11 protein-coding genes are annotated in these 11,783 nt (G+C 62.8%); 8 read left to right on the top strand and 3 right to left on the bottom strand.

Annotated elements, in window-relative coordinates:
* Positions 1-99 precede the first annotated feature (99 nt).
* Both arsA and AC56LU_RS13010 read left to right on the top strand, forming a co-directional pair.
* Entirely contained in the window at positions 100-1,902 is a 1,803-nt protein-coding gene (arsA, locus tag AC56LU_RS13015) for an arsenical pump-driving ATPase (RefSeq protein WP_497176264.1), read from the top strand.
* A gap of 63 nt (positions 1,903-1,965) precedes the next feature.
* A complete protein-coding gene (locus AC56LU_RS13010; RefSeq protein ID WP_497176029.1) occupies positions 1,966-3,153 on the top strand; it encodes a thiolase family protein in 1,188 nt (395 codons plus the stop codon).
* A 114-nt stretch (positions 3,154-3,267) separates the two neighbouring features.
* Here AC56LU_RS13010 and glmS read toward each other — a convergent pair whose 3' ends face one another.
* Positions 3,268-5,097, bottom strand: coding sequence for a glutamine--fructose-6-phosphate transaminase (isomerizing) (gene glmS / locus AC56LU_RS13005; RefSeq protein ID WP_497176028.1), 1,830 nt, complete (start codon positions 5,095-5,097; stop codon positions 3,268-3,270).
* Positions 5,098-5,257: 160 nt separating this feature from the next.
* On the opposite strand from glmS, the gene AC56LU_RS13000 reads away from it, so the two are divergent.
* Positions 5,258-5,728: an Lrp/AsnC family transcriptional regulator gene (locus AC56LU_RS13000; RefSeq protein ID WP_497176027.1), complete on the top strand. Its 471-nt coding sequence runs from the start codon at positions 5,258-5,260 to the stop codon at positions 5,726-5,728.
* Between the two features lie 102 nt (positions 5,729-5,830).
* On the opposite strand, the gene glmU is transcribed toward AC56LU_RS13000, so the two are convergent.
* Positions 5,831-7,207 carry a bifunctional UDP-N-acetylglucosamine diphosphorylase/glucosamine-1-phosphate N-acetyltransferase GlmU gene (gene glmU, locus AC56LU_RS12995; protein WP_497176026.1) on the bottom strand — a complete coding sequence of 459 codons (1,377 nt, stop codon included), beginning with the start codon at positions 7,205-7,207 and terminating at the stop codon, positions 5,831-5,833.
* A 40-nt stretch (positions 7,208-7,247) separates the two neighbouring features.
* Between glmU and AC56LU_RS12990 the strand changes: the two genes are divergently transcribed.
* The 4 genes from AC56LU_RS12990 (at position 7,248) to AC56LU_RS12975 (ending at position 9,710) form a co-directional block, all read left to right on the top strand.
* The gene (locus AC56LU_RS12990) at positions 7,248-8,126 is read left to right on the top strand and encodes a DUF6279 family lipoprotein (RefSeq protein WP_497176025.1); all 879 of its coding nucleotides are present in this window, start codon (positions 7,248-7,250) and stop codon (positions 8,124-8,126) included.
* Between the two features lie 49 nt (positions 8,127-8,175).
* The gene (gene rsmD, locus AC56LU_RS12985; RefSeq protein WP_497176024.1) at positions 8,176-8,817 is read left to right on the top strand and encodes a 16S rRNA (guanine(966)-N(2))-methyltransferase RsmD; all 642 of its coding nucleotides are present in this window, start codon (positions 8,176-8,178) and stop codon (positions 8,815-8,817) included.
* Positions 8,818-8,928: 111 nt separating this feature from the next.
* Positions 8,929-9,429 carry a pantetheine-phosphate adenylyltransferase gene (gene coaD, locus AC56LU_RS12980; protein ID WP_497176023.1) on the top strand — a complete coding sequence of 167 codons (501 nt, stop codon included), beginning with the start codon at positions 8,929-8,931 and terminating at the stop codon, positions 9,427-9,429.
* A 20-nt stretch (positions 9,430-9,449) separates the two neighbouring features.
* Complete coding sequence (locus tag AC56LU_RS12975) at positions 9,450-9,710, top strand: YfhL family 4Fe-4S dicluster ferredoxin (RefSeq protein ID WP_497176022.1); 261 nt, start codon at positions 9,450-9,452, stop codon at positions 9,708-9,710.
* 631 nt (positions 9,711-10,341) lie between these two features.
* Here the strand turns inward: AC56LU_RS12975 and AC56LU_RS12970 are convergent.
* Entirely contained in the window at positions 10,342-10,596 is a 255-nt protein-coding gene (locus AC56LU_RS12970; protein WP_497176021.1) for a hypothetical protein, read from the bottom strand.
* 95 nt (positions 10,597-10,691) lie between these two features.
* Between AC56LU_RS12970 and AC56LU_RS12965 the strand changes: the two genes are divergently transcribed.
* Entirely contained in the window at positions 10,692-11,648 is a 957-nt protein-coding gene (locus tag AC56LU_RS12965; protein WP_159699361.1) for a LysR family transcriptional regulator, read from the top strand.
* The last annotated feature ends 135 nt before the right edge of the window (positions 11,649-11,783 follow it).

Raw genomic sequence — 11,783 nt, 5'->3', positions numbered from 1 at the left:
CGCATCGGTTCCCACCTGCCTCGTGTTGCCACCACCATGCGTGCCGACCCTGCTACGACAGCGGAAAACCTGCTGAGGAATCCTGACGTGCTGCGCACCTTGCATTTTCTCGACCATCCTCCCTCGTTCATGTTTTTTACGGGCAAAGGGGGCGTAGGAAAAACCTCGCTAGCCTGCGCCCATGCCGTGCTGCTGGCGGACCAGGGCCGGCGCGTCTTGTTGGTCAGTACCGATCCGGCCTCCAACATAGGTCAGGTGTTCGATATCCTGATCGGCAACCGGGTGACGCCCATCCCCGCGGTTCCCGGTCTCAGTGCCATGGAGATCGATCCTCAGGCTGCCGTCCAGTTGTATCGCGACAGAATCGTCGGACCAGTGCGCCACGTCCTGCCAGATGCGGTCGTCAAATCCATGGAGGAACAACTCTCGGGTGCCTGCACCACCGAGATCGCCGCGTTCGACGAATTTACCGCCTTGCTCACCGACGACCAGCTGCGCCAGGACTACGACCATATCGTGTTCGATACGGCGCCCACCGGGCACACCATTCGCTTGTTGCAATTGCCCGGTGCATGGGATGCATTTTTGCAGCATGGCCAGGGCGATGCCTCCTGCCTGGGGCCGCTCGCCGGACTCGACAAGCAGCGCGACCGCTATCACGCGGCCGTAAGCGCGCTGACCGATGCGACGCGCAGTCGCTTGATCCTGGTGGCGCTGGCTCAAGACACGACCCTGCGCGAAGCAGCCCGCACGCACGATGAGCTGGCCGCCCTCGGCCTGACACAACAATACCTCGTCATTAACGGCGTGATGCCCGAGAGCGAAGCCGCATCCGACCCGCTGGCAGCAGCCATCGTGCAACGCGAGCAGAAGGCCTTGGCGGCGCTGCCCGCGGGACTGCGGGCGCTTCCGCAAGACCGGATTCCGCTCATGCCGTTCAACCTGGTCGGCCTGGACGCCTTGCGCCGGCTGCTGCGGGCCGATCACTGCATCGAGTCGTCGGCGCTGGCGCCGATGTCCACCATCGCCATGCCAGCACTATCGGTGCTGGTAGATGAGCTTGCCGAGAACGGGCATGGTCTGATTATGTTGATGGGAAAGGGTGGCGTGGGCAAGACAACCATTGCCGCTGCCATCGCGGTGGCGCTGGCCGAGCGAGGCCATCCAGTTCTTCTAACCACGTCCGATCCTGCCGCTCACCTGGCCGAAACGCTCAGCGGCTCGCTGGCGCAACTGAGCGTCAGCCGCATCGACCCACGGGTGGAGACGGAGCGATATCGAAGAGAAATCATGGAGGCCAGGGGCAAGAAACTCGATGCGGGCGGGCGGGCACTGCTGGCCGAGGATCTGCGCTCGCCCTGCACCGAGGAGATTGCCGTTTTTCAGGCCTTCTCGCGTGCGATACGGGAGGCCAGCCGGAAGTTCGTGGTGATGGACACGGCCCCCACCGGCCATACCCTGTTGCTGCTGGACGCAACCGGCGCATATCACAGGGAGGTGAAGCGCCAGATGACGGGTACTCAAGTCCACTTCACCACGCCCATGATGCAGCTACAGGATCCGGCGCAAACCAAGGTGCTCATCGTGACCCTTGCCGAGACCACGCCGGTGCTGGAGGCCGCCGGCTTGCAGGCAGACCTGCGCCGCGCAGGTATTGAACCGTGGGCATGGATTATCAACAACAGCTTGAGCGCAGCGAGTCTACGCTCGCCACTATTGCGCCAGCGCGCCCTCAACGAGCATGCCCACATCACGGCGGTGGCCACGCAGCATGCGCGCCGCTATGCGGTGGTGCCCTTGCTGGCCGAAGAGCCGGTGGGCATCGCCAGGTTGGAGCAATTAACCCGGCCCACTATGCGGCCCGAGCACGCCACCCTGGCGGAACAAGGTACGCGTACCTGATGCGCGCGCCGGCGTGCCACACACCCATGTATTCGGTATCAAAACGATCCAAGGAGATATGTCATGAATCCTAGAGAAGTCGTCATCTGTCATCCCGTTCGTACCGCCATCGGTACCTACGGCGGCAGTCTGAAAGAAGTTCCCGCGCCCGAGCTGGGTGCGACGGCCATCCGCGCCGTCCTGGCGCGCGCGGGACTGCCCACAGACAAGGTCCAGGCGCTGGTGATGGGCAACGTGATCCAGGCCGGCGTCAAGATGAACCCGGCGCGCCAGGCCGGCATTGCCGCCGGCCTGCCGGTCGAGGTGCCGGCGTTGACCGTCAACCGCGTCTGCGGTTCCGGCGCGCAAGGCGTGGTGAGCGCGGCACTGGAAGTCTGGGCCGGCATGATCGATTGCGCCATCGCCGGCGGAATGGAAAACATGGACCGGGCGCCCTATCTGCTGGCACAGGGCCGGTGGGGGGCACGCATGGGCGATGTCACCCTATTCGACAGCATGCTGTATGACGGCTTGAACGATGCTTTCTCGGGACAGCATTCCGGCTGGCATACGGAAGACCTGGTGCGGAAGGCGAACCTGTCGCGCGAGGACCAGGATCGGTGGGCGCTGCGCTCGCAGCAGCGCTTTGCCGCCGCGCAGGAGGCCGGCCGTTTTGTGGACGAGATTGCCGCAGTCGAGGTGCCAGGCCGCAAAGGCCCCATCCTGTTCGACAAGGATGAGCACAACCGGCCCGATACCACGGCCGAGTCGCTCGCCAAGCTCAAGCCGGCGTTCCGTAAGGATGGCAGCATTACCGCCGGCAGTGCGCCCGGACTGAACTCCGGGGCTGCCGCGATGATCGTCGCCGAGCGGCAGTGGGCCGAACGCATGCGTGTGACGCCGCTGGCGCGGCTGGTTTCGTACGGCATTGGCGCGGTGGAGCCGGGCATGTTCGGACTGGGTCCGGTTCCGGCCGTGCGTCAAGCCTTGCAGCGTGCCGACTGGCGCATCGACCAGGTCGACCGGGTCGAGATCAACGAGGCCTTCGCTGCCATCACCCTGGCCTGCTTGCGTGAACTGGGCTTTCCAGAGGAGCGCGTCAACGTCGAGGGCGGCGCCATCGCGCACGGTCACCCGATCGGAGCCAGCGGCGCCGTGCTCACTACCCGCTTGCTGCACTCGATGCGGCGAGACGGGCTGAAACGTGGCGTGGTGACCTTATGCATCGGCGGCGGTCAGGGTATCGCTCTCGCGCTGGAGATGCTGGCCTGACGGCGCCGGTTGGTGCGTCACGCAATCGGGCGGGCTCTCCGCCTGAACTGTCGGCACGATCGACCTTGGGCCCGGATGTCGTTCAGCCCCCTCGCCGGGGGGGCCGATGCGGCTTTACTCCACCGTCACCGATTTCGCCAAATTACGCGGCTTGTCCACATCCGTCCCCCGCGCCAGCGCCGTGTGATACGCCAGCAGCTGCAGTGCCGCGACGTGCAAAATCGGCGACAGGTCGCCATAGTGCTCCGGCAGGCGGATCACGTGCACGCCGTCACCCGAGGTGATGCGCGAGTCGACGTCGGCAAACACGAAGAGCTGGCCGCCACGCGCACGCACTTCCTGCATGTTCGACTTCAGCTTTTCCAGCAGCGCATCGTTCGGGGCGATCGTGACCACCGGCATCTCTTCGGTCACCAGCGCCAGCGGGCCATGCTTCAGTTCGCCCGCCGGATAGGCTTCCGCGTGGATGTACGAGATCTCTTTCAATTTGAGCGCACCTTCGAGGGCGATCGGGTAGTGCATGCCGCGACCGAGGAACAGCGCGTTTTCCTTGCGCGCGAATTCCTCGGCCCAGGCGATGATCTGCGGCTCCAGCGCCAGCACCGAGGACAGCGCGACCGGCAGGTGGCGCATCATCTTCAGGTGGTTCGCTTCTTCTTCGTCGGTCAGGCGGCCGTTGACTTGCGCCAAGGTCAGGGTCAGCAGGAACAGCGCGGCCAGCTGGGTGGTGAAGGCCTTGGTCGAAGCCACTCCCACTTCGACGCCGGCGCGGGTGATATAGGCCAGCTTGCACTCGCGCACCATGGCGCTGGTGGACACATTGCAGATGGTCAGCGTGTGCGGCATGCCGAGGCTGCGCGCATGCTTCAGCGCGGCCAGGGTGTCGGCGGTCTCGCCGCTCTGCGAGATGGTGACCACCAGGGTCTGCGGATGCGGCACGCTGTCGCGGTAACGGTATTCGCTGGCGATCTCGACGTTGACGGGGACCTTGGCGATGGATTCGATCCAGTACTTCGCGGTCAGGCCGGCGTAATAGCTGGTGCCGCAGGCCAGGATCAGCACGCGGTCGATTTCCTTGAACACGCCATAGGCGCCGTCGCCGAACAGTTCCGGCATGATGCCGGTCACACCCTCCAGGGTGTCGCCGATGACGCGCGGCTGCTCGAAGATTTCCTTCTGCATGTAGTGGCGGTAAGGGCCCAGCTCGGCCGCGCCGGTGTGGGCGTGCACGGTCTTCACTTCACGCTCGACCGAACGTCCTTCGCTGTCGACGATCCAGTAGCGCGCCAGCTGCAGGTCGACCACGTCGCCTTCTTCCAGGTAGATGATCTGGTTGGTGGTGCCGGCCAGCGCCATGGCGTCCGAGGCGACGAAGTTCTCGCTCTCGCCCACGCCGACGATCAGCGGCGAACCCTGGCGGGCGGCGACCACGCGGTGCGGTTCTTCGCGCGAGAACACGGCGATGGCGTAGGCGCCGTGCAGGCGCTTGACCGCCTGCTGGACGGTGTCGAACAGGTCGCCGCTGTACATGTGGTCGACCAGGTGGGCGATGACTTCGGTATCGGTCTGGCTGGTGAATTCGTAGCCCAGGCCTTTCAGCTCGGCGCGCAGCTCGTCGTGGTTCTCGATGATGCCGTTGTGGACAAGTGCGATGCGGGCATTGTCTTCACTTGGCGAGAAGTGCGGGTGGGCGTTGTGCGAAGCCGGTGCGCCGTGGGTGGCCCAGCGGGTGTGGGCAATGCCGGTGAAGCCGTCCAGGTGGGCGTCGCGCACCTGGTCTTCGAGCTCGGCCACGCGCGAGGTGCTGCGTGCACGGGTCAGCTTGCCGTCCAGGTGGACCGCGACGCCGCAGGAGTCGTAGCCACGGTATTCAAGGCGCTTCAAGCCCTCGATCAGGACTGGAGTGATGTTGCGCTTGGCGACTGCACCGACGATACCGCACATGTTTGACCTCGTTTAATGATTTGCAATTAAACCTATCCTAGAGCAACTCAAATGAAATAAGCTTTCAGAATTCACGTATATTTGACAGATTATTTCATACGTCCATAGCGATGAAATATTCTTTCATTCACAGCCAAATTCTTACTTTTTATTTCACTCGATGTCACATCAACCACTTCTTGACGAGCTAGATCGTCGCATCCTCAATGCATTGCAGGCTGATGCATCGCATACGAATGCCGAATTGGCTGAACTTGTACATGTCTCGCCGCCGACCTGCTTGCGCCGGGTGAAACAGCTCACCGACGCCGGCGTCATCGAACGCCAGGTGGCCATCGTCGACCCGGGCAAGGTCGGGGCCCGTCTGAGCGCCATCGTCGAGATCACGCTCGACGTGCAGGCGGCCGAGCGCATGGACGAGTTCGAAGCCCTGGTGGCGGCCGAGACCGCGGTCCTGCAGTGCTACCGCGTCAGCCCGGGCCCGGACTTCGTGCTGATCGTGCAGGTGGCGGACATGCCGGCCTACCACGCCCTGGCGCACCGCCTGTTCACCGCCCACGCCAATGTACGCAACGTGAAAGCCTATTTTTCCACCCACCGTGCCAAGTTCGACACGCGTATCACGGTGTGAGCGCTTGTGGATAAGTTTGTGGATGAGCACTGCGGCAAGCACAGGATAAGCCTGTGATTACCCTGTGCTTTTCCTGTGACTAGCCTGTAGATACCCGGTGGACTACTTCTTGGTTTTCACCGGACGCGACCAACCTTCCACGGTCAACTGCTTCGGCCGCGAGATGGTCAGCTTGCCGGCCGGCGCGTTCTTGGTGAGGGTCGTGCCCGCGCCCAGGGTCGCACCCTTGCCCACGGTCACCGGCGCCACCAGCTGGCTGTCGCTGCCGATGAAGGCGTCGTCCTCGATCACCGTGCGGAATTTATTCGCGCCGTCGTAGTTGCAGGTGATGGTCCCGGCGCCGATGTTCACGCGCGAACCGACGGTGGCGTCGCCCACATAGGCCAGGTGGTTGGCCTTGCTGTGCGCGGCAACCTGGCTGTTCTTGATCTCGACGAAGTTACCCACATGGACGTCTTCGCCCAGCTCGGTACCCGGGCGCAGGCGCGCGTAGGGGCCGATCTGCGACTTGTCGCCGACCACGGCATCCTCGATGTGGCAGAAGGGCTTGATGTTGGCCCCGGCGCCGATGCGTGCATTCACCAGCACGCAGTGCGGTCCGACCGTGACGCCATCAAGCAGTTCGACCCGGCCTTCGAACACGCAGCCGACGTCGATCACGACATCGCGTCCGCAGACCAGCTCGCCGCGCACGTCGATACGGGCAGGATCCATCAGGGTCACGCCTTTTTCCAGCAGGGCATTGGCGATGTTCAGCTGGTGACGGCGCTCGAGCTCGGCGAGTTGCACCTTGCTGTTGACGCCGGCCACTTCCCATTCGGCCGACGGGTGGGCCGACACCACCGGCACGCCGTCCGCGACGGCCTGGGCCACGATATCGGTCAGGTAGTACTCGCCCTGGGCATTGTTGTTGGACAGCGATTCCAGCCAGCGCTTGAGGTGGGCAGTCGGAATGCACATGATGCCGCTGTTGATCTCGCGGATCGCACGTTCGGCTTCGGTCGCGTCTTTTTCTTCGACGATGCGCACGATGCTGCCGTTCTCGCGCACGATGCGGCCCAGGCCGAAGGGATTTTCCTGCTCGACCGTCAGGATGGCGAGCTTGTCCTTGCCGGCGGCCTCGACCAGGCGGCCGAGCGAGGCGGCGCTGGTGAGCGGCACGTCGCCGTACAGCACCAGGGTCGGCACGCTGTCATCCAGCTGCGGCACCGCCTGCATCACCGCGTGGCCGGTACCGAGCTGCGGCTGCTGCAGCGCGGTCTCGATCGTCACCCCGGTTTCGGCGCTCAGCGTGGCAAGCATCTCGGGCACCGCTGCGCCTCCATGCCCGTAAATCACGCATAATTTACTCAACGACAAGCTGCGGGCGGTATCGATGACGTGCCGCAACAGCGGTTTCCCCGCCAATGGATGCAAGACTTTCGGCAGCGCGGACTGCATGCGCTTTCCCATGCCGGCGGCGAGGATGACAACGTTCATAAAGCTGTCCTAAAAAGTTGATAATATGAAAAATTCTAGCATGCCACACCAGTTATTCCAGCGCACCGTTGCGCTGTGCCTGATCGCGCTGTTCGCGCTCGTCGCCGGCTGCAGCTCGGTACGCTTTACATATAACCAGGGCGACACCTTACTGTATTGGTGGTTGGATTCCTATGCCGACCTGGAAGGCGACCAGGCCGACCTCGCCAAACGCGACATCGACAAGCTGTTCCAGTGGCACCGCCAGACCCAGCTGCGCGACTACGCTGCCCTGCTGGGCAACATGCAGCGCCAGCTCGCCGGCAATCCGACCCAGGCCGACCTGATCGGCGTCTACAAGGAAATCCGCGTCCGTGGCGAACGCCTGGCGGCCCACGCCGTGCCGGAGATGACGACCCTTGCACTGTCCATCAAACCGGACCAGATCGCCGATATCGAGAGCAAATTCAATTCAAAAAATGCAGAATATCGCCGGAAATTTATAGACGGCAGCGTCGAAAAGCGCAAGCGTGCCCGCTTCAAGAAGGCGATGGACCAGCTCGAGCTGTGGTTCGGTAATTTCAACAGCGAGCAGGAGGAGACCCTGCGCAAGAACATGGACGCCAGGCCGCTCGACAACGAGGTCTGGCTGGAAGAACGCATGTGGCGCCAGCGCCGCATCCTGACCCTGCTGCGCAAGTTCCAGCAAGAGAAACCGAACCGCGAGCAGGCCGCGGCCCAGATCAAGGCGATGCAGCGCGACCTCTTCAGCCGCATTGAATCGCCCGAGCGCAAGGCCTTCTACGACACCGGCGTCGACCAGACCACCAGGTTCATCCTGACCGCGATCCGCATTGCCACCCCGGCGCAGAAGAAGCACGCGCAGGAGCGCATGCAGGGCTGGATCAACGATTTCCAGGCCCTGGCGGCGGGTAAATAGCCAGGCTGACGCAGGGCGGGCAGGGCGGCGCAATGCTATAGTGCCGCCCATGCAAAAGAAGTCCACTCACTCCAAACCCCACGGGTCCCCGCGCATGGCGCCGCGCCAGGTGCGCATCATCGGCGGCGCCTGGAAACGCGCGCTGCTGCCGGTCCTCGACGCCGAAGGCCTGCGCCCGACGCCGGACCGCGTGCGCGAGACCGTGTTCAACTGGATCCGGCACCAGCTCGGCGGCGACCTGGATGGCGCCAGCTTCCTCGACCTGTTTGCCGGCTCGGGCGCGCTCGGCTTCGAGGCGGCCAGCCGCGGCGCGGCATCGGTGACGATGGTGGACAACCATGGCCCGGCGGCACGCCAGCTCGAGGCCAACCGCGACAGGCTCAAAGCCACCAACGTCAAGGTGCTGCGCACCGATGCGCTGGCGCTGGTGAAAGACCTCGCCGCGCGCGGCCAGCGCTTCGACGTGATCTTCCTCGATCCGCCCTACCAGCTGGGCTTGCTCACCCAGATCCTGCCGCTGTGCCCGGCCATCCTGAACGAAGGCGGCCTCGTGTATGCGGAGACCGGCGAAACGCTGCCGCTGGAAGAGGGCGAGGTGCCCGACTGGCTGGCCGGCTGGGATGCCATCCGCGCAGACAAGGCCGGCATGGTCTATTACTACCTGCTGAAGTTGAACAGCCAGGCCGGCTGACGACAAAAACTGCACAAGGATTGGGCAAAGACCGCCCCAGCCTGGGGCAAGTGCCAGATTTTCAGGCATAATGCGCGTTCTGACAGCGTGGATTTTTCCAAGGGAGCCGCAATGGTTGTAGCCGTATATCCAGGTACTTTCGATCCGCTCACGCGTGGCCACGAAGACTTAGTGCGCCGTGCCTCGGGCCTGTTCGACCGCCTGGTGGTCGGCGTGGCCGACAGCAAGAACAAGAAGCCCTTCTTCTCGCTCGAAGAGCGCCTGGAAATCGCCAATGAAGTGCTCGGCCATTATCCGAACGTGCAGGTGGAAAGCTTTTCCGGCCTGCTGAAGGATTTCGTGCGCAAGCACGATGCCCGCGTGATCGTGCGCGGCCTGCGCGCCGTGTCCGACTTCGAATACGAGTTCCAGATGGCGGGCATGAACCGCTACCTGCTTCCCGATGTCGAGACCCTGTTCCTGACCCCATCCGACCAATACCAGTTCATCTCCGGTACCATCGTGCGCGAGATCGCGATGCTGGGCGGCGACGTCTCGAAATTCGTCTTCCCATCGGTGGACCGCTGGCTGCAAACCAAGATCGCATCGATGAAAGCCGCACCGGCGGCCTGAAGCAAGGAACGAGTACCACCATGGCACTGATGATTACCGACGATTGCATCAACTGCGACGTCTGCGAGCCCGAATGCCCGAACGACGCCATTTCGATGGGCGCCGAGTTCTACCAGATTGAACCGAGCAAGTGCACCGAGTGCGTCGGCCATTTCGACGAACCGACCTGCGCGGTGCTGTGCCCGGTCGCGTGCATTCCGCTGAACCCTGAGTGGCGCGAAACGCCTGAACAACTACAGGCGAAATACGAACGCCTCACCGCCGCCAAGGCGGACGCCTGATCCCAAAGCCGGCTCATCTGCCGGCTTTTTCTTTCCCTCCTCGATTTTTGTAGCTCCGCCACGTGGCGGGTGTACACGCTCGCCTGAATTTTCTCCTTTATTACAGACTCGGCCAAAGGCACAACTGCGACCGCATTCGTCGACTACGCACCTGCCTGCATGCCCGTTAAAACAGGGGCAGGGCTGTCCGCGCCCGAGATGCAACCAATACTCGATTTCCAGCGGCGATACAATGTGAATTGTATGGAACCGTAGCTATTACGCATCAATATGCTCTGTTCATAACAACAATTGCACGCAACGATATGCTCATAGCATGTTTTCCTGCAACGATTCCGGCAAACTCAACAACAACGCCATCATTCAGCTTATCCTCTCAATTTACCGCTATCTTCCATAAAATCACTGTCTATTCTTGAATTGCCATCTTTCTCCCGATCGCAGCATGTCGACTTTTCGTGAACTTTGTTAAATCAACCGAACGCGAAAACCCCGGTGACGAAGAGTCACCAAGTTGCTGCGCCAACCTGTGGCGCCAGAGGCAGAATCAGAAACGGATGAGGCCGGAAGACGGACGAAAAAAAACGCGGCGTCCGTATCGGAGGCCGCGTTCAAATGGAGAAAGAAGGGATCAGGCGCGCTTTGCCAGATTCGCCTTTGGCGGACGCGGACGCAGGGTCAGCACGGCTGCGCGGCCAATACCGACAAGCAGCGGACGGAAAAACATGGCGACGCCGCCCAGCAGCGCAAGGCCGGTGGCGGCACGAAAGACCTGGCCGACAGGAACGGCTGCAACGGCGGTCTGGAGTAGGGTCAAGGAAGCGGACATGAGGCGGATATAAGGTGCAAATTGTTCAGTTGCGGACAATATAGTGCGATGCAACATATAAATCTAATTCTGTTCACTGATGAGGCTTATGCATTCTGTGAATACTTGAGGTACACTGGAAGTACTTCCTGTATTGCCATCAATAAGTTCCCATGAGCTTCCTGACGCTTGACCTCAACCTGCTGCGCGTTTTCGACGCAGTCATGACCGAGCAAAACCTGACCCGCGCCGCCGGGCACCTTGCGATGACCCAGCCGGCGGTCTCGAACGCCATCAAGCGCCTGCGCGAAAGCCTCGGGGATGAACTCCTGATCCGCACCGCCTACGGCGTCAAGCCGACGCCGCGCGCCGAAGCCCTGTGGCCGGCCGTGCGCCAGGCCCTGGCCGCGCTGGAAGCGGCCGTGATGCCGGAAACCTTCGACGTATCCAAGGCGCAGGCGACCTTCCGGATGGCGATGGCCGACGCCACCGCCGCCCTGTGGCTGCCTTCACTGATGCGGTCGATCGAGCGCGAAGCGCCGGGCGTGAACATCCGCATGGTGCCCCTGACCACGCGCGAACCGCGGCCGATGCTGCTGCGCGGCGATATCGACCTGGCGGTCGGCTTCTTCCCGGGCGTGGCGGCCCAGCTGTCCTATGAAACCGGCTCGCCGATTCGCCACGAGCGCCTGTACTCCGGCGTGTATGTGTGCGTGATGCGCAAGGATCACCCGCTGGCCAAGGAAAAGCTCGACCTCGACACCTACTGCAAGGCGAATCACCTCCTGGTGAGCTTTTCCGGCCGCGCGCACGGCCTGGTGGACGAAGCGCTGGCCCAGATCGGGCGCGAACGCCGCATCCTGCTGACGGTGAACCAGTTCTTTACGGCGGGGCGGGTCGTGGCGAATTCGGACCTGATCACGGTGCTGCCGAAGCACCTGATGGTCTCGACCGGCATGACCGATGCGCTGGTGTGGCGCGAACTGCCCTTCCAGCTGCCGGCCGTGCACCTCGACATGCTCTGGCACGAACGCGACGGCCGCAGCCCAGCGCACCGCTGGCTGCGCAACAACCTGGAAGGCATGGCGGAAAGCGCGTCGCCGAAAACTGGCGCCAGAAAAGTCGTTTGAAGGTAGGGTGGGCAGGGGTGTATGGCACAGGGACATAGGTAACAGTTGTCTAGGGACATAGGTAACACCTTTTATGATCGTCGCACGACCGTTAAAGGAGCGTGCGATGCCTTGGAAGGAGTGTTCCCGGATGGC

The sequence above is a fragment of the Telluria sp. PB2R4 genome, from assembly GCF_059685695.1.
Note: the sequence above shows the minus strand (reverse complement) of the source record. Positions and strands in the feature narration are given on the sequence as shown.

Coding starts and splice junctions, on each gene's coding strand:
- AC56LU_RS13010 (WP_497176029.1), top strand. CDS start 1,966: ATGAATCCTAGAGAAGTCGTCATCTGTCATCCCGTTCGTACCGCCATC.
- glmS (WP_497176028.1), bottom strand. CDS start 5,097: ATGTGCGGTATCGTCGGTGCAGTCGCCAAGCGCAACATCACTCCAGTC.
- AC56LU_RS13000 (WP_497176027.1), top strand. CDS start 5,258: ATGTCACATCAACCACTTCTTGACGAGCTAGATCGTCGCATCCTCAAT.
- glmU (WP_497176026.1), bottom strand. CDS start 7,207: ATGAACGTTGTCATCCTCGCCGCCGGCATGGGAAAGCGCATGCAGTCC.
- AC56LU_RS12990 (WP_497176025.1), top strand. CDS start 7,248: ATGCCACACCAGTTATTCCAGCGCACCGTTGCGCTGTGCCTGATCGCG.
- rsmD (WP_497176024.1), top strand. CDS start 8,176: ATGCAAAAGAAGTCCACTCACTCCAAACCCCACGGGTCCCCGCGCATG.
- coaD (WP_497176023.1), top strand. CDS start 8,929: ATGGTTGTAGCCGTATATCCAGGTACTTTCGATCCGCTCACGCGTGGC.
- AC56LU_RS12975 (WP_497176022.1), top strand. CDS start 9,450: ATGGCACTGATGATTACCGACGATTGCATCAACTGCGACGTCTGCGAG.
- AC56LU_RS12970 (WP_497176021.1), bottom strand. CDS start 10,596: ATGTTGCATCGCACTATATTGTCCGCAACTGAACAATTTGCACCTTAT.
- AC56LU_RS12965 (WP_159699361.1), top strand. CDS start 10,692: ATGAGCTTCCTGACGCTTGACCTCAACCTGCTGCGCGTTTTCGACGCA.